This is a genomic window from Corynebacterium mastitidis DSM 44356 (assembly GCF_000375365.1).
In the GTDB taxonomy this organism is placed as follows: Bacteria; Actinomycetota; Actinomycetes; order Mycobacteriales; family Mycobacteriaceae; genus Corynebacterium; species Corynebacterium mastitidis.
The window spans coordinates 311,299-335,551 of sequence record NZ_AQXB01000001.1; the positions used below are offsets into that span (position 1 = coordinate 311,299).

The 24,253-nt window shown below is 69.9% G+C and carries 22 protein-coding genes, 1 tRNA gene and 1 other RNA gene; 10 read left to right on the forward strand and 14 right to left on the reverse strand.

What is annotated here, in order from left to right:
• Positions 1 to 21 precede the first annotated feature (21 nt).
• Both B140_RS0101485 and glnA read right to left on the reverse strand, forming a co-directional pair.
• Positions 22 to 3,213: a bifunctional [glutamine synthetase] adenylyltransferase/[glutamine synthetase]-adenylyl-L-tyrosine phosphorylase gene (locus tag B140_RS0101485; protein WP_026165870.1), complete on the reverse strand. Its 3,192-nt coding sequence runs from the start codon at positions 3,211 to 3,213 to the stop codon at positions 22 to 24.
• 14 nt (positions 3,214 to 3,227) lie between these two features.
• Entirely contained in the window at positions 3,228 to 4,571 is a 1,344-nt protein-coding gene (glnA, locus tag B140_RS0101490) for a type I glutamate--ammonia ligase (protein WP_018117582.1), read from the reverse strand.
• A 480-nt stretch (positions 4,572 to 5,051) separates the two neighbouring features.
• On the opposite strand from glnA, the gene B140_RS0101495 reads away from it, so the two are divergent.
• Entirely contained in the window at positions 5,052 to 5,477 is a 426-nt protein-coding gene (locus B140_RS0101495) for a hypothetical protein (RefSeq protein WP_018117583.1), read from the forward strand.
• Between the two features lie 48 nt (positions 5,478 to 5,525).
• Positions 5,526 to 7,145 carry a CYTH and CHAD domain-containing protein gene (locus B140_RS11600; RefSeq protein ID WP_018117584.1) on the forward strand — a complete coding sequence of 540 codons (1,620 nt, stop codon included), beginning with the start codon at positions 5,526 to 5,528 and terminating at the stop codon, positions 7,143 to 7,145.
• Between the two features lie 39 nt (positions 7,146 to 7,184).
• Here the strand turns inward: B140_RS11600 and B140_RS0101505 are convergent, their stop codons facing one another.
• Positions 7,185 to 7,376: a hypothetical protein gene (locus B140_RS0101505; protein WP_018117585.1), complete on the reverse strand. Its 192-nt coding sequence runs from the start codon at positions 7,374 to 7,376 to the stop codon at positions 7,185 to 7,187.
• Between the two features lie 105 nt (positions 7,377 to 7,481).
• Between B140_RS0101505 and B140_RS0101510 the strand changes: the two genes are divergently transcribed.
• The gene (locus B140_RS0101510; RefSeq protein WP_156801599.1) at positions 7,482 to 8,747 is read left to right on the forward strand and encodes a galactokinase family protein; all 1,266 of its coding nucleotides are present in this window, start codon (positions 7,482 to 7,484) and stop codon (positions 8,745 to 8,747) included.
• Positions 8,748 to 8,754: 7 nt separating this feature from the next.
• On the opposite strand, the gene rnpB is transcribed toward B140_RS0101510, so the two are convergent.
• The 4 genes from rnpB to B140_RS0101525 form a co-directional block, all read right to left on the reverse strand.
• Positions 8,755 to 9,171, reverse strand: an RNA gene (gene rnpB / locus B140_RS12885) — RNase P RNA component class A.
• Positions 9,172 to 9,221: 50 nt separating this feature from the next.
• A complete protein-coding gene (locus B140_RS0101515; protein ID WP_026165872.1) occupies positions 9,222 to 10,370 on the reverse strand; it encodes a bifunctional RNase H/acid phosphatase in 1,149 nt (382 codons plus the stop codon).
• Complete coding sequence (locus tag B140_RS0101520) at positions 10,367 to 11,089, reverse strand: zinc ribbon domain-containing protein (RefSeq protein ID WP_018117588.1); 723 nt, start codon at positions 11,087 to 11,089, stop codon at positions 10,367 to 10,369. The genes B140_RS0101515 and B140_RS0101520 overlap by 4 nt, the downstream gene beginning before the upstream one ends.
• Before the next feature lie 10 nt (positions 11,090 to 11,099).
• Positions 11,100 to 11,942 carry a Nif3-like dinuclear metal center hexameric protein gene (locus tag B140_RS0101525; protein ID WP_040425698.1) on the reverse strand — a complete coding sequence of 281 codons (843 nt, stop codon included), beginning with the start codon at positions 11,940 to 11,942 and terminating at the stop codon, positions 11,100 to 11,102.
• A 120-nt stretch (positions 11,943 to 12,062) separates the two neighbouring features.
• On the opposite strand from B140_RS0101525, the gene B140_RS0101530 reads away from it, so the two are divergent.
• Positions 12,063 to 12,554 (forward strand): low molecular weight protein-tyrosine-phosphatase, encoded by a 492-nt coding sequence (locus B140_RS0101530; protein WP_018117590.1) that lies wholly within the window; start codon positions 12,063 to 12,065, stop codon positions 12,552 to 12,554.
• 11 nt (positions 12,555 to 12,565) lie between these two features.
• Positions 12,566 to 13,513 carry an SURF1 family cytochrome oxidase biogenesis protein gene (locus B140_RS11605; RefSeq protein WP_083912188.1) on the forward strand — a complete coding sequence of 316 codons (948 nt, stop codon included), beginning with the start codon at positions 12,566 to 12,568 and terminating at the stop codon, positions 13,511 to 13,513.
• A gap of 3 nt (positions 13,514 to 13,516) precedes the next feature.
• On the opposite strand, the gene B140_RS0101540 is transcribed toward B140_RS11605, so the two are convergent.
• Together B140_RS0101540 and B140_RS0101545 are read right to left on the reverse strand one after the other, a co-directional pair.
• Entirely contained in the window at positions 13,517 to 14,173 is a 657-nt protein-coding gene (locus B140_RS0101540; protein WP_018117591.1) for a response regulator, read from the reverse strand.
• On the reverse strand, positions 14,173 to 14,898 hold the full coding sequence (locus B140_RS0101545; protein ID WP_018117592.1) for a sensor histidine kinase: 726 nt from the start codon (positions 14,896 to 14,898) through the stop codon (positions 14,173 to 14,175). Before B140_RS0101545 ends, B140_RS0101540 begins: the two co-directional genes overlap by 1 nt.
• 143 nt (positions 14,899 to 15,041) lie before the next feature.
• Between B140_RS0101545 and B140_RS0101550 the strand changes: the two genes are divergently transcribed.
• Both B140_RS0101550 and B140_RS0101555 read left to right on the forward strand, forming a co-directional pair.
• Positions 15,042 to 15,728, forward strand: a complete 687-nt coding sequence (locus B140_RS0101550; RefSeq protein ID WP_018117593.1) for an ABC transporter ATP-binding protein — start codon at positions 15,042 to 15,044, stop codon at positions 15,726 to 15,728.
• Positions 15,725 to 17,131 (forward strand): FtsX-like permease family protein, encoded by a 1,407-nt coding sequence (locus B140_RS0101555; RefSeq protein WP_018117594.1) that lies wholly within the window; start codon positions 15,725 to 15,727, stop codon positions 17,129 to 17,131. Before B140_RS0101550 ends, B140_RS0101555 begins: the two co-directional genes overlap by 4 nt.
• 100 nt (positions 17,132 to 17,231) lie before the next feature.
• Here the strand turns inward: B140_RS0101555 and B140_RS0101560 are convergent, their stop codons facing one another.
• From B140_RS0101560 to B140_RS0101570, 3 genes are all read right to left on the reverse strand, one after another.
• Positions 17,232 to 17,480, reverse strand: coding sequence for a hypothetical protein (locus tag B140_RS0101560; RefSeq protein WP_018117595.1), 249 nt, complete (start codon positions 17,478 to 17,480; stop codon positions 17,232 to 17,234).
• A 577-nt stretch (positions 17,481 to 18,057) separates the two neighbouring features.
• Positions 18,058 to 18,130, reverse strand: a tRNA-Val gene (locus tag B140_RS0101565).
• Between the two features lie 71 nt (positions 18,131 to 18,201).
• The gene (locus B140_RS0101570; RefSeq protein ID WP_040425699.1) at positions 18,202 to 18,633 is read right to left on the reverse strand and encodes a DUF3052 domain-containing protein; all 432 of its coding nucleotides are present in this window, start codon (positions 18,631 to 18,633) and stop codon (positions 18,202 to 18,204) included.
• A gap of 286 nt (positions 18,634 to 18,919) precedes the next feature.
• Between B140_RS0101570 and aceE the strand changes: the two genes are divergently transcribed.
• The 3 genes from aceE to B140_RS0101585 all read left to right on the forward strand — a co-directional run bounded on the left by aceE (position 18,920) and on the right by B140_RS0101585 (position 22,913).
• Positions 18,920 to 21,658 (forward strand): pyruvate dehydrogenase (acetyl-transferring), homodimeric type, encoded by a 2,739-nt coding sequence (gene aceE / locus B140_RS0101575; protein WP_018117597.1) that lies wholly within the window; start codon positions 18,920 to 18,922, stop codon positions 21,656 to 21,658.
• Positions 21,659 to 21,762: 104 nt separating this feature from the next.
• Positions 21,763 to 22,062, forward strand: a complete 300-nt coding sequence (locus tag B140_RS0101580; RefSeq protein ID WP_244874363.1) for an acyl carrier protein — start codon at positions 21,763 to 21,765, stop codon at positions 22,060 to 22,062.
• 20 nt (positions 22,063 to 22,082) lie between these two features.
• Complete coding sequence (locus B140_RS0101585) at positions 22,083 to 22,913, forward strand: HAD-IIA family hydrolase (RefSeq protein ID WP_018117599.1); 831 nt, start codon at positions 22,083 to 22,085, stop codon at positions 22,911 to 22,913.
• Here the strand turns inward: B140_RS0101585 and B140_RS13655 are convergent.
• Positions 22,799 to 23,227: a hypothetical protein gene (locus B140_RS13655; RefSeq protein WP_156801600.1), complete on the reverse strand. Its 429-nt coding sequence runs from the start codon at positions 23,225 to 23,227 to the stop codon at positions 22,799 to 22,801. The two genes, B140_RS0101585 and B140_RS13655, sit on opposite strands and share 115 nt — an antisense overlap.
• A 187-nt stretch (positions 23,228 to 23,414) precedes the next feature.
• The gene (locus B140_RS0101590) at positions 23,415 to 24,242 is read right to left on the reverse strand and encodes a serine hydrolase domain-containing protein (protein WP_040425700.1); all 828 of its coding nucleotides are present in this window, start codon (positions 24,240 to 24,242) and stop codon (positions 23,415 to 23,417) included.
• Positions 24,243 to 24,253 lie beyond the last annotated feature (11 nt).

Here is a 24,253-nt window from a genome sequence, read left to right on the forward strand (position 1 = left end):
CAGCCTAACCGCCGCGCGCTCCTACCGCATGGAGGGCTCACCCCAGAACACCTCGTCCACCACCCTGCGCGCCCTGCGCGTTTTGCGCAGGTAATCCTCCAGAAAGCTCTGGTACTGCGCGGGCTCCCACCCGGCCGCACCGGCCACCTGGGCCAACTGCGGGCCCGGCTGGGGAATCTGATCCGTGCGCTTGCCCCGGACCAAAACCAGGGCGTTGCGCACGTTGGTGGCCTCCAGCCACGCCTCCCGGAGCACGCGCACCTGCTCGGGTGGGATGATCTCCTCGGTCTCCAGCACGTCCAGCACCTCCAGCGTGGAGGTATTGTGCAGCGCCGGATGCTCGTGCGCGTGCATCATGATGAGAAGCTGCACCGTCCACTCGATGTCCGTGAGCGCGCCTCGCCCCAGCTTGGTGTGTGTGTTGCGGTCCGCGCCGCGCGGCAGCCTCTCCTCGTCCACCCGCGCCTTCATCCTGCGCACCTCGCGGATGGCGGCCGGGGACATGCCCTCCTCGGGGTACCGGAACTGGTCGATCATGTGCAGGAACTCCGTTCCCACCTCCCGGTCCCCCGCGACCACCGTGGCCCGCAGGAGCGCCTGGGTCTCCCACACCTGGCCCCAGGACGAGTAGTACCGCCGGTACGACTCGATGGAGCGCACCACCGCTCCGCTACGCCCCTCCGGACGCAGCCCGAGGTCCACCTCCAAGGGGGGATCGCCCGAGGGCTTGGACAGGCGGGAGCGCATGGCCTCGCACACGCCCGCCGCCCACCGCAGGGCCTCGTGCTCCTCGTGCCCCGGCTGGGGCTGGGCCACGAACATCACGTCCGCGTCCGAGCCAAAGCCCAGCTCCGCGCCGCCGAGGCGCCCCATGCCGATCACCGCGATGCGCGCCGGAGCCTCGCAGTCCCCCACGGGCGCGTCCTGCCGGTCGCACTCGGCGGACTCCCCCGCCCCGTCGGCCTGCGTGGGCTCATCCCCGGTCCCCTGCTGGGCACGACGGGCAAGGCTGCTGCGGATCTCCGCGCGCAGCGCCGCCTCCAACACGGCGTTCCAGACCATCGACAACCCCCGGCACACCGAGCGCACGTCCATCATGCCCAGCAGGTCGGCGGCGGCCAGGCGGGCCAGTTCGGTGCGCCGCAGCGAGCGGGCCACCGCGATGGCCTTGTCCGGATCGCGCTGCCTCCCGGCCGCCGCGACCAGGGACTTCGACACCGTTCCCGGCCCCTTGTCCAGGAGCTTGGGCCCGCTGGCGCCGTCGCCCAAGGACTTGACGAACTCCGGCGCCGCGATGATCAAGTCCGCCGTGTAGGGGGACGATCCCAGGATCATCATGAGGCGCTGACCTACCACTCCCTCATCGCGCAGGAGCCGGAGGAACCAGGTGCGCTCGTAGGCGGCGTCGGAAAGCTTACGGTAGTTCAGCAACCCCGCGTCCGGGTCCGCCGTCTGCGAGAGCCAGTCCATGAGCGTGGGCAGCAGCATCGCCTGGATCTTCGATTTCCTGCTGCTCCCCGAGGCCAGCGCGGTGAGGTGCTCGAAGGCCCGATCCGGAAAGCGGTACCCCAGCGCCGCGAGCTGCAGCTTGGCCGCGTCCGGGGAGAGCTTGAGGGTGTCCACGGACATGTTGACCACGGAGTTGAGCAGCGGCCGATAGAACAGCTTGGAATGCAGCTCCGAGATGAGGAACCGCACCCGGCGCAGGGTGATGCGCAGGTGCTGCACCGCGGACTTTCCCTCGCCCGCCGCGTAGCCGGAGGTCAGGGCCAGGCGGGACATCGCCGCGTGGTCCTCCTCCTCGGGCAGGGTGTGGGTGCGGCGCAGCCGATGAAGCTGCAGGCGGTGCTCCAGCAGCCGCAGGAACTCATAGGCGTGGATCAGCCCCTGGCCGTCCTCTCGCCCGATGGCGCCCGCCGCGACCAGCGCGCGCAGCGCCCCCACGGTGGAGGGAACGCGCAGCGACTCGTCGGAGCGCCCGTGCACGAGCTGGAGGAGCTGCACGGCAAACTCCACGTCACGCAGACCGCCACGGCCCAGCTTGAGCTCCCTGTCCCGCATCTCCGCAGGCACGTTGTCCAGCACCCTGCGGCGCATGGCCTGCACGTCCTCCACGAAGGACTCCCGCTGGCTGGCCACCCACACCAGCGGGTCGAGGGTGTCCTTGTATTCCTGCCCGAGGGGGAGATGCCCCGTCTGCGGACGCGCCTTGAGCAGCGCCTGAAACTCCCACGTCTCCGCCCACCGCCGGTAGTAGGAGAAATGCGATTCCACGGTGCGTACCAGGGAACCGGACCTTCCCTCCGGGCGCAGGTTGGCGTCCACCTCAAAAAACAGCCGGGACCCCACGCGCGCGCACTCGCCCGCCACGCGGGTGATCCGGGGGGTCACGGCGCTGCCCACGAAGATGACGTCCACGTCGGAAATGTAATTAAGCTCCCGGGCCCCGCACTTGCCCAGGGCCATCACCGCCAGCCGCGCGTCCAGGGGGGACTCCCCGTACACGTTGTCCACCGCGATGGCCAGGCTGGCGGTGAGCGCGGCGTCGGCAAGGTCGGACAGCAGCTCAGCGACCAGGCTGAAGGAAACCTGCTCGAGGCCCCGCTGGCGCTTGGTGGAGGGATAGGTCCCCGCCAGGTCGTGCGCGGCGATGCGCATGAGAAAGAGCCGGTACTGCTCCTTTAGCCGGCGCTGCGTGTCCGCCCCCGTCGCGCGCGCCCTGTACGTGCCCACGCGGGTGCGATCCCCGCAGGCGGGGTCCGCAGGGCGGTCCCGCGCCGCCTCCTCGTCCTCCCCGCGCTCCTCGTACTCCGCCGGGACGGCGTCTACCGCGTCCAGGAGCCCGCGAATCATCTCCACGCGGGTGGGCAGCTCCTTGGTCAGCTCCCGCCACCGCTGGGGGTGCGCGGCCAGTTCGTCGCCCAGGGCCATCGAGCCCCCCACCAGGGCCATGAGGCGAATGCGGAAGGCATGATCGGCCCGCAGCGCCCGATGAAAGTCCTCCGCGCCACCACGCTCCCGCAGGCCCGCCACCACGCGCACGAGGATGTTGAGGGCCTGGTCCGGGCAGCCGCAGCCCGCCAGCGCCCACAGAACGTCAACGAACTCCGGGGAGTCCCAGCCCAGATCCCGAATATCTGCGGCCGCGCGCTCACCCCCCAGCCCGAGCACGGCCGGGGTGGGAATGCCTCCGCGAGATTCCGATAAAGCCATACCGTCCCCCTGTTTTAGTAGTTAAGGTTGGTGCGCAATTCCCAGGGCGTGATCTGCTCCTGGTAATCGTGCCATTCCCGCCACTTGGAGCGGAGGAAAAACTCATACACCCGCTCCCCCAAGATCTCCGCCATGAGCTCGGATTCCTCCAGCCGGTGCAGCGCCTGATCCAGGCTGGACGGCAGATCGACGTAGCCCATCGCCCGGCGCTCCCGGCGTGTGAGCTGCGAGATGTTATCCTCCGCCGGGTCGCCCAGCTCGTAGCCCTCTCGGATGCCCTTCAGCCCGGCGCCCAGCAGCACCGCGTAGGAAAGATATGGGTTGCATCCGCTGTCCACGCTGCGCACCTCGACGCGGCGAGACTCCTCCTTGGTCAGGCGATAGGTGGGAACCCGCACCATCGCCGACCTGTTGGAGACCCCCCAGGTGGCGGCGGTGGGGGCCTCGTCGCCAAAGATGATGCGCTTATAGGAATTGGCCCACTGGTTTGTCACCGCGGAGATCTCCGGGGCGTGCCGCAGGATGCCCGCGATGAACTGCTTGGCAGTATCCGAAAGGGAATACTCCGCGTCGGGATCGTGGAAGGCGTTATTGTCCCCCTCGAACAGGGAGATGTGGCTGTGCATGGCCGAGCCCGCCCATTGCTGGAAGGGCTTAGGCATGAAGGTCGCCTGCGCGCCGTTATGCAGGGCCACCTGCTTCATCAGGTAGCGGAACGTCATGATGTTATCCGCCATCGTCAGCGCCTCCGCGTGGCGCAGATCGATCTCCTGCTGGCCCGGGGCGGTCTCGTGGTGCGAGAACTCCGTGGCGATGCCCACGGCCTCCAGGGCGAGCATGGCCTGCCTGCGGAACTTCGGGGTGTCGTTCCGGGTGGATTGGTCGAAGTATCCGCCGTTATCCGTGGGCTTGGGCTTGGGGTCCTCCCCCTCCGCCGCCGTGTTGGTGTACAGGTAGAACTCGATCTCCGGGGAGATCATGCAGGTAAAACCCTCGTCGGCGGCCTGCTCCACCTGCCTGCGCAGCACCTGGCGCGGGTCGTTCCACGAGGGCTGACCGTCCGGCATGGAAATATCGCAGAACATCCGCGCGGTCTGAACCTCCGCCCCCTCGTCAAAGGGCAGGATTTGGAACGTGGAGGGATCGGGTAAGGCGATGGTGTCCGCCTCCGAGATGCGGGAAAAACCCTCGATCGCGGAGCCGTCAAACCCCACCCCCTCCTCGAAGGCGCTTTCTAGCTCGGAGGGGGACATCATGACGGATTTAAGGTAGCCCAGAATGTCCGTGAACCAGAGCCGGATGAACTTAATATCCCGCTCTTCCACCGTGCGCAGGACGAACTCTTGCTGACTGTTCATGCCACCACCTTAGCCGCCCGCCCCGCGCGCGGACGGGTGATCCGGCGGCGGCGGGGGTGGGGGCTGACCGGGGCAGCGCTCCCACCACCAGCGATAGGAACAAATTTTCGAACATATGGGGGTAATGGCCCCGAGGCCTCGAGGCTACGCTCGGCACATCATCAAGATTCGAACAGGCGATCACCCCGGCACCGCGCGGCCATGCCGCGCGAGGAGCGACGCCGCCGCGACAAGGAGCCCGCCATGAGCATACCGCCACCACCCCTCCCAGGCCCCGCCCATCACGCCCTCACGCCCCATATCCCCCGCCGCCTACCGAGACGCCCGGACGCGTGCTGCTCCCCGGCACCCGCGGCGGGGGCATGGCCCAATCCCCGGGCGCCACGCACCGCCCGGACGCGGTGGTGCCCACACACGCCGCCCGCAGCCCAGGCGGAGGCACCACGCCTCTCCCCGCATCGTCCTTCCGATCCGGCACGCGTGCGGTGGTCCACGCCCGCCCCGCCCCCGCCGCTTACCCCCTCCCTCCTGCGCCTGCGCGCCCCCTGGGTCCGCCAGCAGTTCCTTCTGCTCCGCGTGGTGGCCCATTCTCGTGGCGCTGAGGCGCTCCTGCTTCACCCCAACGGGATCACGGCGCTGCTCGCCCCGCCCGGGGATCACGCACTCCTCCTCCGCGCCTTCGCCCGCCTGAACAGGTATCAGAAGCGAACGCTCAACGCGGTTCCCCCACGCCGCTATCCGCGTTCCTATCGCCCCAGCTTCATGTTGGGCTACGCGCAGCGCCTCAACCAGCTCCTTAACCCGTCCCGCCCCTGCCCGCTGCCCCAGCGCCCCGCGCACCGGGAGGGCTATACCCAGGGACGCCACGCCGCCGAGGCCGCGTGCCGTCTCCTCGGGCTACCCTAGAGCCAGCACGCGCCGTAGATGAAAGAACCACGCCGACAGGAAAAACCCATGAGCACCGAGCAGTTTATCGAGGTAGAGACCAAGTATTCCGTGGAGCCGGAGGCCGCCACCCCGGACCTCACCCGAATCCTGAACGTCCACTCCGCGGAGCCGACGCGGGAATACGAGCTTTCCGCCATCTATTACGACACCCGCGACCTGCGCCTCACCCGGGCCAAGATAACCCTGCGCCGCCGCACGGGGGGCAAGGACGACGGATGGCACCTCAAACTTCCCGACGTCGGCGGCGGTCGCCTGGAACTCAGCGCGCCGATCGCCTCCCCCGGTTCCGATGGCGAGCAGGTTCCCGAGGCGCTGCTGAGCCAGGTGCGCGCCGTGGTGCGCGGGCACCGCCTCTCACCCATTGCGCAGGTGGATAACCTGCGCGCGGAGTCCACCCTGGTGGCGGAAAACGGCGACCCCGTGGCGGACTTCTGCGACGATCGCGTCACCGCATGGTCGCTGCTGCCGGAGGCCTCCCCGACCCCGCAGCAGTGGCGCGAGTGGGAGTTCGAGCTGGCGGAACCCGTGGCCCATACCAAGCTCGGGCGCCAGATCTTAGAGTCCGCCGACGAGCAGCTCACCACGGCGGGTGCCGTGGATTCCCGCTCCCCCTCCAAGCTGCTCACCGCCCTCGGGGAGAGCTTTGCCCTCGCCCCCACCCCGCCGACCCCCCTGGTGTTCCGCAAGTATGACGACCGCGACGAGGCCTTCGCCGGCGTGCTGCACGCGATCATCGCCACCAGGGACTCCCTCATCGAGCAGGACCCCGGCGCGCGCCGGGGCGATCGCCGCTGCGTGTCCGCCATGCTCAATGCCGTGCGAGACCTGCGCAGCGTGCTCGCCATGTTCATCGAGCTTTTCGATCACGAGCGGTGGGACAACCGCATCGCCACGGTCGCCTCCCTCGAAGCGGAACTAAAGCAGCTCACCGGCGTTCTTCATCGCGCCGGGGACGCGGACGCGGTGGCCCGTCAGGTCCACGCCCTCCTGGACTCCGACGCCACCAATCTCGTGGACGAGCGCGCGCGCCAGCGGCTCATTCACGACGTCGATTCCCGCAAGCGGCGTTCCTACTACCGGGTCGCCGCGGCCCTGGAGTCCGAGCGCTACCTCACCATGCTCGATACCCTCGACGAGTTTCTGGCCGATCCCCCTTTGCCGGGCAGGATGGAGCGGAGAAAGACCACCGCGATCATCGTTCGTGCGGTCAAGCGCGCCTACGTGGACTTTAAAAAGCTGCGCCGCTCGGCCCTCGATGTCTTCGACGACCCCGAGGTCACGGAGGCGGAATACGAGGAGCACCTGTCCCAGATGCACAAGGTCGCGGAGCGCCTGCGCACCGTGTCCCGCGTGGCGCTGGAGTTTACCCCCTACGATTCCGCCAGGCTGTCCAAGGAGTCGAAGAAGCTGGTGGAAACCCTGTTGGAGGCGCAGTACTCCGTGTCCGTGTGCGAGCTGATTCTCAAGCGCGCGCGGCAGGCGGCGGGCAGAAACGAGGACGCCTTCGCCTACGGCCTGCTGTACCAGGCGGAGCGGGAGCGCTCACGGAAGGTGCTGCGCACCATCGACCGGCGCCATCGCTCGGTGAAGTCCGCCTATAAGAGGTTCAAGCGCTCCATCGCCTGATCGCGCCTCGCCGTCGCGCACGGGGCGAGCCCCCGCTGGCTAAGACCAGTCCTCGTCCTGGGCGTCGTAGGCGTTGTTCCGCTGGGCGGCGATCTCCAGGGCGTGCTCCGCCTCGTGCTTCGTCGCGTAAGGGCCCATGCGGTCCTCCCAGCCGCCCTGCACCCCCTGCGTGACCTCCCCGGTGCGGGGGTGATAAAACCACTGCGCGTTCTGATCCTGGGCGTCCTTCATCGTGTCCTCCTCGCGTTAGGGAACATGCCGTCCGCCTCCTTACTCTACTGCGGCTATTAGAATATTCGTGTTCACCTCCCCTCGTTGTCAGGAGTCACCGCGATCGTGTCGAAGCCCCCCGCATCGTCCCTCATGGACCGCGCCTGCGCTGCCCACCTCGGCGCTGTGGGCAGCAACCCGAGCCTGCGGGGCCGGGCCCCCGGGACGTGGCCCGTCGTGGGCGAGCACACCGACGAGTACGGCGGCGTGGTCGCCCTGCTCCCGCTCGGGCTGCACACCGCGGTGGTGGCCTCGCCGCGCGGGGACCGCTCGATCACGGTTCGGGGGGACTTCGCCGGCACCGAGGTGCGCGCCCACGAGGCCGCCCTGGGGGAGGCACCCGGGTTCGGGCAGGTCACGCTGGCGCAGCGCGCGGCGCACCTCGTGTCTTCCTTCGTGCAGCGGCAGTTGCTCAGCCGGGAGACCTCCGGCTTCGACCTCACCGTGTGTTCGGACGTGCCGCTGGGTTCGGGCCTGGGGGCGCTCCACTCCTTCGACGCCGCCCTGGGCCTGGCCCTGTACCCGGAGGCGCGCGAAACGGACGAGGCTCCCCTGCGTGCCCGGCTGGCCTCGGTGTGCTCCGGCGCGGTGTCGGCCCTGCCCGGCTCCACGACGCTGCGCTCCCGGCACATCGCCGCGCTGCGCGGCACCGCGGGCAGCCTGTGCGTGGTGGATTACGCCGACGGCTCCGTGACCACCGCGCCGCTGCCCCTCGCGGCGGCGCACCAGGTTGCCGGTTCCTCGGACCCCCGGATCGCGGCCTATGCCCTCGGATACCCCGGCGCGCACCGCGATCCGACCGCGCCTACCGAGCCGAGCGCCCCGCCCCACGCCGAGGAAAGGCAGCAGCGCGCGCGCCTCATCGCGCAGGCGACGCGCGACTTCGGAACGGACTCCCTCCGGGTGCTTCCGGACGCCACCCCCCGCGTCCTGGAGTGGTTGCAGGCGGCGCGCTCCTTCCACGGCCCCGCCGGGTACCCCACCATCGCCACGGCGGCGTCCTGGCTGCAGTTCTGGGAGGAGGAAACCGCGCGCGGCCAGCGGGTCGTCTCGCTGCTGCGCGGGCGGCACCACGGGGAGATCCCCCGGCTGCTCGGGGAGTCCCAGCGCGCCCTGGCCGGGATCTACGGGGATAGCACCGGGGAGCTCGTCGAGCTGTGCCACGAGCACGGGGCCTCCAGCGCGCACGCCACGTGGGCGGGCTCCTCGGCCTGGGTGGCGGCGCTGGTCGCCCCCGGCGAGGCCGATAGGTTCCGCGCGGCGATGCGGGAACGCGGCCTCACCGTGGTGCCGCTGCTTCCCGGCCAGCCGGGGCGCGCCGAGGAGGCGTAAAAAAGGGCGAACGAGTCGATCTATGAGCCGGATTCTGTCCCTCCCCCGCTCCACGCGGGGGAGGCGGTGAACATCCATCTGGGTCGGCCATCGCTGACCGCCTCAAGCAGCTACCTGCGGACTCGGGCGGGCAGCCCTCATGCATCCGCTCCCGGCGCACGCGGTGGTGCGCCTCGTTGCCTTGCTCCCGGTGGGGTTTACCTGGCCGGGGCAGTCGCCTGCCCCGCCGGTGCGCTCTTACCGCACCCTTTCACCCTTACCCGCGCCTGCGCGCGGGCGGTCTACTTTCTGTTGCACTTTCCCGCGGGTCGCCCCGGGTTGCCGTTAGCAACCACCGCGCCCTGTGGAGTCCGGACTTTCCTCGGCGCCGCGCCTGCCGCATGGCTGCGGAGGTTCGCCGCGCCGCGTCCACCCGATCGGCTCGTTCGCGAGGCCTAAGAGTACCCCGCCCCCGGTGAGAAGGAAAACCGAAAACTAGCCCGCCGGCTGCCCCATGTTGATCCCGCGCACCACGCCGCGCTCCCCCATGAACTCCACCACGGACACCGAGGCCACGTCGAGGAACAGCCGGTGAAAGCACTCCGGGCCGCCGCCGAGGGCCTGCCGCAGGAAGGACTTGATGGGGTTGACGTGGCTGACCAGCACCAGCGTGGCTCCCTCGTGCTCCCGGCGGAGGCGCCGCCCCAGCCCCTCCACCCTCCGGTGCAGGTCGTCGAGGGATTCCCCGCCGGGAGGGGCCACCGAGGTGTCCCCCAGCCACGCGGCGTGCAGCCTCGGGTTTTCCTCCCGCGCGCGGGAGAACTCCTTGCCGTCCCAGTCCCCGAAGTCCACCTCGATCAGGTCCTGCTCCACCTGCACCGAGGCCCCCAGCTCCCTGGCCACCTCGCGCGCGGTGTCCCGCGCCCGGCGCAGCGGCGAGCTGAGAACCACCGGGGCGGCGCCGTCGATCATGCCCCGCACCAGGCGCGCGGCCCGGCGGGCCTGCTCGGTGCCCGCGTCCGTGAGCCCCGGGTCCGCGTGCCCGGAGAAGCACCCGCGCGCGGTGTGCTCGGTCTGCCCGTGGCGCACCAGGATGATCCTGGTCGTGGGCTCGCCCTCCGGGTTGAACACCCGGGCGGGGTCCGAGGCCGTGGCTGCCTGCTCCGCCTCCTCGGGCGCGGGGTTCGCGTCCCGGGTGAGAGCACCCGTATCGTGCACCATCCCCGGCGCGGCGCCGGAGGCGGCGGCGTCCATCGCCACGTTGGAGAGCTCGTCCGCCTTCTTGTTCTGGGCGCGGGGAACCCACTGGAAGGTGACCTCGTCAAAGTCCGCCATGATCCGGCGGGCGCGCAGCGCCAGCTCCTGCATGTCGGGGTGCTTGATGCGCCACCGCCCGGACATCTGCTCCACCACGAGCTTGGAGTCCATGTACACGGCCACCTCCGTGGCCCCGTACTCGCGCGCGGCCTCCAGGCCGGTAATCAGCCCGTAGTATTCCGCCACGTTGTTCGTGGCGGAGGCGCCCACCACGTAGGCCTGCTCGCGCAGGATCGTGGTGCGCTGGGCGTCGTAGAGCACGCTGCCGGAGCCCGCGATGCCGGGGTTGCCCCGCGAGCCGCCGTCGGCCTCCACGCATACCCTCATTCCTGCCCTCCCCGGCGCACCAGGTAGGAGCCGCAGTTGGGGCACTGGGGCACCCGATCGGCGGGGGCGGCGCCGATGGCGGAGCGGTCGGCCGCGGGCAGCACGATGAAACACCCGCCGCAGGATCGCCCGTTGAAGGCCGCCACTCCCACGCCGTTTTCCTCGCGCTGCCGGCGGTACTCCGCCAGCGCCTCCCCGCTGAGCAGGCCCTCGATCTCCTCGATCCGGGCCTTCCGGCCCGCGTCCTCGTCGGTGTTTGCGGACCCGGCAGCCTGCCGGGCGGCCTCGATCCTGCGGTCGAGGTCCCGAAGCCGCTCCTCGTGCAGGTCCCTGTTGGAGCGCAGCGCGTGGACCTCGTTGTGGGCCTCCTGTAGCTCGCTCATCAGGTCCGCGATGCGGGACTTTGCCGAGTACAGGTCGTGCTCCAGGTCGCGCCGGTGCTCCGGGTCCTCGGTGGCCCCCAGCTCCCGCTTGTCCTCGCGCTCCCGCTTGCGCAGCTTGCGCTCGTCCTCCTGGATGCGCAGGATCTCCGCCTCGATGTCGTCTACGGCCATGCGCGCGCTGGCCGCCGCGGACTGGAGGCGGGCGCGCTCGGCCCGGAGGCGATCCAGCTCCTCCGCCTCCGGGGACGCCGCGCTCCGGGTGCCCGCTATGTCTGCGGCCCGGTGCAGGGTGGAGAGTTCCAGCAGGGCGCGTTGTTCGGATGTGCTGAGCTTCATGCTGTCCTTTCTACCCGCGCGGGTGGGCGGAGATCGTCCACGGGTCGGTGCGGATGTCGATGACCTCGGTGTTCAACCCGGTGGCCCGCCGCACGATCCGGGCGGCCTGGCCGGTCCAGGGGAACTCGCTGGCCCAGTGCGCGGTGTCGATCACGGCGGGGCCGCCGGCCCGCAGGTGCTCGTCCACCGGGTGATGGCGCAGATCGGACGTCACGTAGGCGTCCACCCCCAGCTCCCGAGCGGCGTCGAGGAAGCCGTCCCCCGCGCCGGAGGACACCGCCACGGTGCTCACCATCGCCTCGGGGTCTCCCGCCGCGCGCACCCCCCATTCCGTGACGGGGAGGGCGTCGGCCACCCGCTGCACGAAGTCCCGCAGCCGCATGGGCGGCTCGAGCCGCCCCACCCGCCCCAGGCCGGTGGCCTCCTCGAGCGGCCCCCGGTACCCCTCGGTGGGCTTCAGGGGGCGACCCGGGACGATGCCCACCAGCTCGGCCAGGCGATCGTTCACGCCCGGGCGCGCGGAATCCGCGTTGGTGTGGGCGGCCATGAGCGCCACCCCGCCGGTGATCAGCGTGTGCAGCACCCTGCCCTTGGGGGTATCGGCGGCCACGCTGTGCGCCCCGCGCAGCAGCAGCGGGTGGTGCACCACCAGCATCTGCGCGCCGATCTCCACCGCGCGCTCGGCCACGGCCTGGGTGCAGTCCAGGGCGAAGGCCACCGTGCTCACCGCCGCCTGCGGGTCGCCGCAGATCAGCCCCACCTGGTCCCAGCTCTCCGCCAGTTCCGGGGGATAGGCGGCCTCGATGACCTCTCGAACCTCCCCCACTGTGTATTCGGTGTGACCGCTGCTCATTGCGTCCCCTTTCCCGGAGCTTGCCTGCTTGGCGCCTTGAATCTCCCCTAGTCTAGGCATTGTCTGCCACACTGGAACACACCGGAATCCACAAGCCCCGACCGCACCGATGGGAGCGCCATGACGTCACGCCTTCACCTGGACTTTGTATGCACCGGCAACATCTGCCGCTCCCCCATGGGGGAGGTGCTGCTGCGCGACGCCGCCCTGGCCGCCGGCATGGGCGATCTGATTGCGGTGACCTCCTGCGGCCTCGGGGGCTGGCACGTGGGCGACCCGGCCGATCCCCGCACCCTCGCGGAGCTGGCCGCCCACGGGCACGACGGCTCCGCCCTCCGGGCCAGCCAGTTCGGCCCCCAGGACGCCCGGGCCGACCTGCTCCTGGCCCTGGACACCGGGCACCGCTCCCGCCTCATCGCGGAGCACGGCGTGCCCGAGGAGCGGGTGCGCCTGGTGCGCAGCTTTGATCCCCACGCGCCCGAGGAGGCCTCCGTGGCCGACCCCTACTACGGCGGCCCGGAGGGGTTCCGCGCGTGCTACGAGCAGATCACCGCCGCCCTGGACGGCATCCTGGACTGGGCGCGTACCCGGATCGACGGCGGCCTGAACTAGGCTTGGGTGCTGTGAGTTCGACTGTGCACGACCGCTACGGCACCCGACGCCGCCGCTCCCCCTGGCGGGCCTTTCTCAAGCCGGGGTGGATCGTCTCCGCGCTGATCATCGTCGTATTCTCCTACTTTGCATTCACCCTCCTGGCCCCCTGGCAGCTCAACAAGGACTCGGACATCGTGGAGCGCAACGAGCGCATCTCCGAGGCCTTCGACCACGATCCCCTTCCCGTGGGCGAGGTCTTTGACGGCGGCGTCCTGGGGGACACCGGGGAGTGGCGGCGGGTGAGCCTCACCGGGCGCTATCTCCCCGAGGCCGAGGCGGTGCTGCGCATGCGCCCCAGCGACTCCGGCCCCGCCGTGCAGGTGCTCACCGCCTTTGCCGCCACGGACGGCACCACGTACCTCGTCAACCGGGGCTACGAGCCCACCACCGGGGCGGACGTTCCCTCCTACGACCCCGCCCCCGAGGGCGAGGTGAGCATCGTCGGCGTGGCCCGCCTGGGCGAGGCCCCTCCCGAGCGGGCCTCCTTTACCGAGGACGGACACCTGCAGGTCTACGGGATCAACACCGAGCTCATCGGTCAGGACCTGGGCACCCCCCTGGCCCGGGACTACATCCAGCTCTCGGAGGGGCAGCCGGGCGAGGTGACGGCCATGCCGATCCCCCAGCTCGACCGGGGCTCTCACCTCTCCTACGGCCTGCAGTGGATCGCCTTTGGCATCATGGCCCCGCTGGGGCTGGGGTACTTCGTCTACGCCGAGGTGCGGGAGCGCCGCCGCGCCCGCAGCGAGCAGGAGGAGCTGGCGGCGGTCTCCGCCGACGCAGCCCCGCAGGACCTGCCGACGCCCCCGAGCCCGGCGCGGCGCTCCCGGCGCGAGGAGCGCAAGCACTTCCAGGAGGCGCTCTGGGACGACGCCCCGCAGCGCCCCGCCCACCCGCACGGTCGCTACGGGCGCTAGCCGCTACCCCTGCCGACCCGCGGCGAGGTACTCCAAGATCGCCTTGACGCGGCGGTTCTCCTCCGAGGGGGCCAGGCCCAGCTTGCTAAAGATGTTGGAGACGTGCTTGGCCACGGCGGCCCCCGAGAGGCACAGCCCCGCCGCGATATCCCGATTGGACTGGCCCCGGGACATCAGCTCGAGGACCTCCCGCTCCCTGGGCGTAAGCTCCGCGATCCCGCTGCGCCCCGAGGCCATCAGGGCGCGGGCCACGGTGGGGTCGATCACGGTGCCGCCCTGCGCCACCAGCGCGAGAGAGCGCAGAAAGTCGGCCACCTCGGAAACGCGATCCTTCAGCAGGTATCCCGTTCCGCTGGCGGCGTGGGCAAAAAGCTCCACCGCGTACGCCGGGGCCACGTACTGGCTGAGCACCATCACCGCCAGCTCCGGGTACCGGCCGCGCAGCGCCACCGCCGCCTTGAGGCCGTCGTCCGCCATGTTCGGCGGCATGCGCACGTCGGTGATCAGCACGTCCGGCAGCGGGTTGCCCTCGATGAGCCCGCGTAGCTGATCCGCGCTGGACGCCTGGCCCACGACGCGGTGCCCGCGCCGCTCCAACAGCCCCGCCACCCCCTCGCGCAGCAGCGCGGAATCGTCCGCGATCACGATGGAGAGGCTCATCATCCCTCTCCTCCCAGGGCGCTGTGTCCCCGCTCCAGCAGCAGGGGGATGGAGCACGCCACCCGCGTGGGTCCCCCGGGCGGCGAGACCACCGTGAGGTCCCCACCGAAAGCGGCGAGGCGCTCCCGCATCCCCCACAGCCCGTGGCCGGGCCTAAGCGTAGCGCCGCCGCCTCCCTCGTCCACCACGGCGATGCGCAGGCTCTCGTCCGAGGAGAGGAGCACGCTCACGGCCGCGCCCGGCGCGTGCTTGGCGGCGTTGGTCAGCGCCTCCGCGGTAAAGAAGTACCCCGCCGCCACCACGCTGGGGGAAAGCCTCGGCAGCGGATGCGGGGCGCGCACCCGCACGTGCGGCCCGTACCCCGCCGCGGCGTCGCGCACCGCGGCCTCCAGCCCGTGATCGCTGAGCACCTGGGGATGCACGCCGCGCACGATGGTGCGCAGGGAATCCAGCCCGGCGTCGAGGTCGCCCTTGGCCGCACGCACGAGGTCGAGCACCATGCCCTCGGCGTCGAGGGCCGCCTCCCCCAGCTTGATGGAGGCGGCCACGAGGTACTGCTGCGCGCCGTCGTGCAGGTCCCGCTCGATGCGCTGACGCTCCACCTCGTAGGCGTCCGCGATGGCCCGGCGCGAGGCGGTGAGCTCCGCGATCCGCGCGGCCTGGCGCTCCTCGCGGCTGCCCCGCGTCTCCTCCTCCGGCTGCCTGCGCTCCCGGAACCACCGCATGCGTCCTCCCTCGTCCCTTCCGGCCGGTACCTACCCCGCGCCAGCCTAATGCGAGGGTAAAAACGGGGGTAGCGCTGGCACTACCACAAAGACTATCCCCAGCCCCCTCGAAAACGGCGCTCCCACCAGGTGAAATAACGGCTATGACCCACGTACTTCAACTCACAGACATCGCCAAGGACTTCGGCGCGAGCCCGGTCCTATCCGGCATTTCCCTGACCGTCCGCCCCGGGGAGACCGTGGCGATCATGGGGCCCTCCGGCTCCGGCAAGTCCACGCTGCTGCACTGCATGTCCGGCGTGCTCACCCCCACCCACGGGACGGTGCAGTTTGGTTCCCAGACCCTGTCCGCGCTGCCCGACTCCGCCCGCTCCCGCCTGCGCCTGCGCAACTTCGGGTTCGTGTTTCAGGACGGCCAGCTCATGCCGGAGCTGTCCAACCTGGACAACGTGGCCCTGCCCTGCCTCCTGACCGGGGTGGCCCGCGGCACGGCCGCCAAGCGCGCCCGGCACCTCCTGGATCAGCTCGGGCTGGGCGACCTTGCGGAGCGGCGCCCCAGCGAGATCTCCGGCGGGCAGGCCCAGCGCGTGGCCATCGCCCGCGCGCTCGCCGCCGAGCCCAGCGTCATCTTTGCCGACGAGCCCACCGGCGCGCTGGACCAAAGCACCGGGCACGAGGTCATGCAGATGCTCAGCACGCTGATCAAGCACTCCGGGGCCAGCCTGGTGATGGTGACCCACGACCTCCAGGTGGCCCAGTGGATGGAGCGGCTCGTGGAGATCCGCGACGGCATCATCCACGCCGATCGCCCGCTGCGGGGTGCGCGATGAGCACCACTCGCCTCGTCTGGGATCTGCACACGGCCAGCCTGCGCGCGCGTACCGGCACCGGAACCGTGAGCCTGCTCGCCGTTATCAGCCTCACCGTCAGCTCCACCATCGCCTTCCTCGTGGCGGGCGGCACCTGGATGTTCTACCAGCGCGCCCGGCACCCCGAGGACGCCTCCGCGCACGTCCAAGAGCAGCTAGGGCAATACGGCCTGCTGCTCAACATGTGGTTCTTCTACGCCCTCATCGCCTGCGCGTTCATCCTGCCCGCGCTCTTTAGCCTCATCTCCCAGTCCGCCGTGCTGGGGGCCTCCGGGCGGGAGCGCCGCCTCGCCCTGCTCCGGCTGCTGGGGCTTTCCTCCCGCGACATCACCCGCATGACCACCGTGGAGACGGGCCTGCAGGCGGTCCTCGGGATCGGGCTGGGCCTATGCCTCAGCGTTCTCCTCGCCCCGGCCTTTACCTCCCTCGAGTTCCAGGAGCGCCGCATCGCGCTCTCGGAGATCCTGCTGCCCTGGTGGGGCTACCTCGCGGTCGTGGGAATCCTCCTCGCGCTCGCGCTCTCCGCGTCCTTCTTTGGCATGCGGCGGGTGCGGGTGACCCCGCTGGGCGTGGCGCGCCGCACCATGCCGCCCGCTCTCAGGCGCTGGCGATTCTTCGCGTTCCTCGCCGTGTTCCTCGTAGGCACCCTGGCGCTGCGCAGGATCGATCCCACCACCTCCGAGGCCGGGGCCCTACTCGCCATCGCCGGGTTCCTCTTCCTCATCGTCAGCGCCATCAACCTGGCGGCCCCGTACCTGCTCCAGATCGGCGCCCGGTGCGCCGCCCTTCTCCCCGGAACGGCGCACCTGGTGGCCTGCCGCCGCATCTCCGGCGATAGCCGCGCCTCCTGGCGGCGCAGCTCGGCCATCGCCTTCTTCGGCTTCCTCTCCGGCTACCTCGTGCTCTCCCCCATCGGAGACGACGAGCTCTCGCGCCTCTACGAGGAGGAGGAAGGCTTCTCCCTCATCTTCCGGGACGTGACCACCGGGGCGATGCTCACCCTCCTCTTCGGCTTCATCATCGCCGGGACCGCCATCTTCCTCGGCCAGGCGAGCGAGGTCTTCGAGTCCGCGGAGCTGTCCCGCTCCTTCCAGCTCCTCGGGGTGCCCCGGCGGTTCTTCACCGCCGTGGCCTTCATCGAGATCATGCTGCCGATCCTGCTCGTGAGCCTCTTCGGCTTCGCCTGCGGGTCCTCGCTGTGCCTGGCGATGTTCCAGGCGGGCGCCGAGGTGGACATGCTCGGGCGCGTCCTCTCCGCCCTCGCCGTACTGGGGGCGGGATGGCTGCTCACCGCCCTGGCGATCCTGGCCGCCGAGCCCCTGCGCTCCCGCACCCTTGCCACTCACCGGCGCAGGAACGACTAACGCCCGCCCCTGGGCGAGCCCGAAGCGGTGGGGCCCGCAGGCACGGGGCATGAGAAAGGCGCCCGGGAATCTTCCCGGGCGCCTTACGCTTGAGCGGGGATTAGCCCACGAAGCGCGCGACGGTGTCGGCGATCACCTTGACCACCTTGGCGAAGATGTCCACGCCCTTGTCGGCGTTCTCCAGGCGCTGCTTCTGGGCATCGGCCTGGTCCTTCTCGGAGGCCGGCTTGACGTCCGTGGCCACGACGTCCTTGTCCGCCACGGTGGTGGCGGTCGCCGGGGCGATGGCCGTGGTGGCGGCGATGGCCACGGTGGCGGCGGACAGAGCGAACTTACGCTTCAGGTTCATGAGAGATCCTTCCCAACAAAGAGGCGAAACGGACTAGGTGGAGAGGCGTCCCGTCGGCCCCCGGCCTGCGGTCGAAGATTCAGGGACGTACTCACCGTGTGGGCCAAGAATAACCGAAGCGCCAGGGAAGAAAAAGGGTTGTAAGGGTACCGTATCCTTTCGTCTACTCCGCCCACGGCGACGCAGTTGTTTGGGCCGAGAAATGCGGAGAATATCAGGATCGGCGCGCGAGGCTGTGGAGCATGTAACAGAATCCCGGCGGCCCCAAAACCCGCCGCACCGGCCCTCCGGGGCGAATGCGCGGGGTACGAAAGCACAGGCGCGGCGCCGTGGCGCGGCCCCTCGGAGACGAGCCGCCCACTCCGCGCCCCGCATGTGAAATGACCCATAGGCGCGGCGGGGCGGCCGCGACGGGCTGAGCGGTCCCCCACCCCGCACGCCGGAAACGGGAAGCACGCAGGCGGCGGAAGGCCCATGCGGGGCCGGGGCGCCGCCCCGCGAGAAGCGCAGGGGCGCCGAACGCCCCCGCACAATAAGAAAACCCCAGACCCGATAACCGAATCCGAGGATGTATCCGTGCGTCCTGACGGGCTCGAACCGCCGACCTGCTGGGTGTAAACCAGCTGCTCTCCCAACTGAGCTAAAGACGCAAAACCCACCGAGAGGCGCCCGTGCGGCGCGCCGCATCACGCAGGCAACTCGAAAAACTATAGCACAGGGTTCACTTGCGCGTGGAACCGCGCTGCACCAGGCAGGACCCCTGCCACTGCCCCAGGCGCTCCGCCTTAGTCTGCACCAGCCCGGCGAGCTGCGCGGACTCCGCGATCACGCCCGGCTCGATGGTCCCGGGGCGCCCCGCCCCCGGGGTGAGCAGCCAGACCCGCCCGTTCTCGGCCAGCGGACGCACGGCGTCCACCAGACCGTCCACGAGGTCCCCGTCCTCTTCCCGCCACCACAGCAGCACGACGTCGCAGATGTCGTCGGTCTCCTCGTCCAGCAACGCCTCGTCCAGGAAATCCTCGATGGACTCGGAGATGGCGCTATCGCAATCCTCGTCCCAGCCCACTTCCTGAACAACGTTGCCCCGCTGAATGCCGAGGCGCTGTGCATAGTCCTGGACGTCTTTACCGATAACGTCCGGAGCGTCCACCACTGTGATGTTCCTCCCGTTCCTGCTTCCCCGTGCGCCACCGCCAGCGTTGTCGGCGGGACGTCGCCGGGCACAATCTCTTCCTTGCAAGCAGGATACAGGCTTTCAGGGATTTTCTCCCCATTTTCAGCCCCGGCCCCAACCCCCGCGCCAGCCCCATCCCCGGTGCAGCGGGCGGCCCCCGTTGTCACTAGACTCGGCTACGTTGCGCGCGGTGTATCCGCCTATGAGGTCATACCCAACGTGGGCCGCGCCCGGATATAACCTGAACAAACCAGGAGGTTTACCTATGGCTGAGGGCAATCTCAGCGGAAATCCGACGGAGGACACCAACTTCGCCCTCATCCGAGACGGCGTGGCGTCCTACCTGAACGACTCCGATCCGGAGGAGACCCGCGAGTGGATGGACTCCCTTGACGGGCTTCTCGATAACTCCAGCTCCGATCGGGCCCGTTACCTCATGCTGCGCCTCTTGGAGCGGGCGTCGGCAAAGCGCGTGCCGCTGCCCCCGCTGCTGTCCACGGACTTCGTCAACACCATCCCCACCTCCTCGGAGCCCGAGTTCCCCGGCGACGAGGAGGTGGAGAAGCGCTACCGGCGGTGGATTCGCTGGAACGCCGCCATCATGGTGCACCGCGCGCAGCGCCCCGAGATCGGCGTCGGCGGGCACATCTCCACCTACGCGGGCGCGGCCCCGCTGTACGAGGTGGGCTTTAACCACTTCTTCCGGGGCAAGGACCACCCCGGCGGCGGCGACCAGGTGTTCTTCCAGGGCCACGCCTCCCCCGGCATGTACGCGCGCGCCTTCCTTGAGGGGCGCCTGAGCGAGGACGACCTGGACGGCTTCCGCCAGGAGGTATCCCGCGAGCAGGGCGGCCTGCCCAGCTACCCGCACCCCCACGGCATGAAGGACTTCTGGGAGTTCCCCACCGTGTCCATGGGCCTGGGCCCGATGGACGCGATCTACCAGGCGCGCTTCAACCGCTACCTGCACAACCGAGGTATCAAGGACACCTCCCAGCAGCACGTGTGGGCGTTCCTGGGCGACGGCGAGATGGACGAGCCGGAGTCCCGCGGCCTGCTGCAGCAGGCGGCGCTGAACAACCTGGACAACCTGACCTTCGTGGTCAACTGCAACCTGCAGCGCCTGGACGGCCCGGTGCGCGGCAACACGCAGATCATCCAGGAGCTGGAGTCCTTCTTCCGGGGCGCGGGCTGGTCCGTCATCAAGGTCGTGTGGGGCCGCGAGTGGGACGAGCTGCTCGAGAAGGACAAGGACGGCGCCCTCGTGGAGATCATGAACAAGACGCCGGATGGGGACTACCAGACCTTCAAGGCGAACGACGGCGCGTACGTGCGCGAGCACTTCTTCGGGCGCGACCCGCGCACCCTGAAGCTCGTGGAGGACATGACCGACGACGAGATCTGGGCGCTGCGCCGGGGCGGCCACGACTACCGCAAGATCTACGCCGCCTACAAGCGCGCGCTGGAGACCACGGATCGCCCCACCGTGATCCTGGCGCACACCATCAAGGGCTACGGGCTGGGCCACAACTTCGAGGGCCGCAACGCCACCCACCAGATGAAGAAGCTCACGCTGGACGACCTCAAGCTCTTCCGCGACAAGCAGGGTATCCCGATCTCCGACGAGGAGCTGGAGAAGAACCCCAAGCTGCCCCCGTACTTCCACCCCGGCGAGGACTCCCCGGAGATCAAGTACATGAAGGAGCGCCGCCGCGAGCTGGGCGGGTTCCTCCCGGAGCGCCGCGAGAAGTACGAGCCGCTTGAGGTCCCCGCCATCGACAAGCTGCGCTCCGTACGCAAGGGCTCGGGCAAGCAGACCGTGGCCACCACGATGGCCCTGGTGCGCACCTTCAAGGAGCTCATGCGCGATAAGGGGCTGAAGGATCGCCTGGTCCCGATCATCCCGGACGAGGCCCGCACCTTCGGCATGGACTCCTGGTTCCCCACCATGAAGATCTACAACCCGCACGGCCAGAACTACGTGCCGGTGGATCACGACCTCATGCTCTCCTACCGCGAGGCCACCGACGGCCACATCCTGCACGAGGGCATCAACGAGGCCGGTTCCATGGCGTCATTCATCGCCGCGGGCACCAGCTACGCCACCCAGGGCGTGGCGATGATCCCGCTGTACATCTTCTACTCGATGTTCGGCTTCCAGCGCACCGGCGACTCCATCTGGGCCGCCGCCGACCAGATGGCGCGCGGCTTCCTGCTGGGCGCCACCGCGGGCCGCACCACGCTGACCGGCGAGGGCCTGCAGCACATGGACGGCCACTCCCAGATCCTGGCCTCCACCAACCCCGGGGTGGTCTCCTACGACCCGGCCTTTGCCTACGAGGTGGCGCACCTGGTGCGCGAGGGCATCGACCGCATGTACGGCCCCGGCCGGGGCGAGAACGTGATCTACTACCTGACGATCTACAACGAGCCGATCCCCCAGCCCGCGGAGCCGGAGAACCTGGACGTGGAGGGCCTGCACAAGGGCATCTACCTCTACGACGGCGGCTCCCGGGGCTCGCTGGACGCCTCCATCCTGGCCTCCGGCATCGGCATGCAGGCCGCCCTGCGCGCCCAGGAGATCCTGGCCGAGGACTTCGACGTCAAGGCGTCCATCTTCTCCGTGACCTCCTGGGTGGAGCTGGCCCGCGACGGCGCCAGGATCAACAAGGAGACGCTGCGCAACCCCGGCGGGGATCACCCCGAGCCCTTTGCCACCGCGCAGCTCAAGAAGGGCTCCGGGCCCTACGTGGCGGTCTCCGACTTTGCCACGGACCTCCAGGAGCAGATTCGCGCCTACGTGCCCGGCGAGTACATCGTCCTCGGCGCGGACGGCTTCGGGTTCTCCGATACCCGCCCGGCGGCGCGTCGCCACTTCAACATCGACGCGGAGTCCGTGGTGGTCGCGGTGCTCATCGGCCTGGCCCGGGAGGGCAAGATCGACATGCAGGTGGCGGCCGACGCCGCCAAGCGCTTCCACTTGGACGATCCCACCCAGGCGTAAGCCCGCCTGCGCTCCCCTCGGGGGAGGCCTCCCGCGCGGGGCCTCCCCCGTTTTTCTTGTGCGCGCCGCCCCGCGCCCCTTCGCGCGCTATGCTGGGGACCATCATGGGAAACCTCGCGGACCAGCTCGCCGCCAAGTTCGGCGCGGAAGAACAGCACGACGACCAGCCGGAGGGCACCCTGGCGCGGCTGGCGCGCATCGTGGCGGACGTCACGGGCGCGGACCCCCAGGGCATCGACGCCGCCACCCCGCTGCGCGACGGCACGGCCGCCACCTCCCTCGACGTCGTGGAGATCACCGTGCGGGCGGAGGAGGCCTTCGGGGTGCGCCTGGACGGGCAGACCGTGGCGAACTTCTCCACCGTGGGGGACCTCGTGGAGTTCCTGGATACCACTTCCGCCTGAAAAGGGAGCAGAATGGGGGCATGACTGCCCACATTTCCTACCTCTCCGACATGGACGGCGTGCTCATCAAGGAAGGCGAGATGATCCCCGGCGCGGATCGCTTCCTGCGTGCCCTGTACGAGAACGACATCAGCTTCATGGTGCTCACCAACAACTCCATCCACACCCCGCGCGACCTCTCGGCCCGCCTCCGCAACACGGGCCTGGACATCCCTGCGGAGCGGATCTGGACGTCGGCCACCGCCACCGCGCACTTCCTCAAGAGCCAGGAGGACGAGGGCACCGCCTACGTGATCGGGGAATCCGGGCTGACCACCGGGCTGCACGAGGCGGGCTGGATACTCACCGATAACGACCCGGAGTTTGTGGTCCTGGGCGAGACGCGCACCTACTCCTTCGAGGCCATCACCACCGCCATCAACCTCATCCTGGGCGGGGCGCGCTTCATCTGCACCAACCCGGACGTCACCGGCCCCGCCCCGCAGGGCCTGCTCCCGGCGGCGGGCTCGGTGGCGGCCCTCATCACCGCCGCCACCGGGCAGGAGCCCTACTACGTGGGCAAGCCCAACCCGGTGATGATGCGCTCCGCGCTCAACACCATCGGCGCGCACTCGGAGCGCACGGTGATGATCGGCGACCGGATGGACACGGACATGAAGTCCGGGCTCGAGGCGGGCATGCGGACCATCCTGGTGCGCTCGGGCATCTCCGACAACGCGGAGATCAACCGCTACCCCTACCGCCCCACCCGGGTGCTGGACTCCGTGGCGGACCTGGTGGACTGCTGGGACGACCCCTTCGGGGACGGCAGCTTCGCCTCCTCGGAGGAGACCTCTTCCACCGAGGCGTAAAACCCCTCGGCCTCGGCGCGCTCGCGCAGGGCGGCGGCGAAGCGGCGCAGCTCCGCGCGGGGCGCGGCGAGCACCTCGCGGCACCCGGTGAGGCCCCGCCCGGCGCGCTCCCACCGGGTGCACCAGTGGGCGGCGAGGGGGTCAGCGCCCGGGAGGGCCGGCAGCGGCTGGCTGGGCACGCACAGCACCATGAGCGCCTCCACACCGGCCCGGAGGGCGGTGGGCATGCGCTCGATGGTGAGCACGCAGTAGCACACCTCCGCGTCCGCGCCAACCGAGGAGTCCACGGGGTGGTCAAGCAACAATGTGGTCATGGGTGGGTTCCTTCGGCACAACAAGCGCCGCCCGACGGGGCGGGCGGCGCAAGACGAGTCTCGTCTTCCCCAACGGTCTCGTGGCTTGCCACCATTCACACTGAATACGAGTGTGTACCGCACGCCGTCGGGGCGGCAACTCTCAAGTGCCGGTTTATCCCCCACTCATTCAAGCTCTAGTTCAGGCTTAATCGGCCAGCGCCCGCCACACCCGCTCGTTGGTCTCCGCCCACAGCGGCACCGCCCAGGGGCCGAACTCGCGGTCCGTGAGCGCCACCATCGCCGCCCCCTGCCTCGGGGCGCACCACAGGAAGGTGCCCGCCATGCCGAAGTGCCCCACCACGTCGGCGGGCATGGAGGCACCCAGCCAATGCGGCTCCTTCTCCCCGCGAATCTCAAAGCCCAGGCCCCAGGGGCAGGGCTTGTGCATCCCATAGCCCGGAACCACGCCGCGCAGCTCCGGAAACTGCGGGGTGAAGGCCTCGGCCAGGGTCTGCCGGCTGAGCAGGCTCGGGGACAGCAGCTCCCGGGCAAAGAGCAGCAGATCGCTCAGCGTGGACACCGCCCCGTGCCCGGCGGAGCCGCGCAGGTGGGTCGAGCGCATTCCCAGCGGCTCGCACACGGCCTCCCGCAGGTACTCGGGGAAGGGGATCTCGGTGAGGCCCTCCAGGGCCTCGGCAAGCCACTCGTAGCCCGCGGAGGAGTAGACGCGCCGCCGCCCCACCGGCTTGGCCTGCTCGCGGGAATCGAAGGCCACCCCCGAGGCGTGGGCAAGGAGGTGGCGCACGGTGGATCCCTGGGGGCCGAGCGGCTGGTCTAGCTCCCAGGCCCCCTCCTCCACCGCGATCAGCGCCGCGTAGGCGGTCAGAAGCTTGGTCACGCTGGCAAGGGCGAAGGAACGGTCCGCCTCCCCCACGGTGCGGGTGCCCCCGGGGTGGATCACCCCGGCGCAGGCGTGCCCGACGGGCCAATCCTCAAGGGAACCAAGGGCGGAATCAAGCGCGGTAGCAGGCATAGGGCCATGCT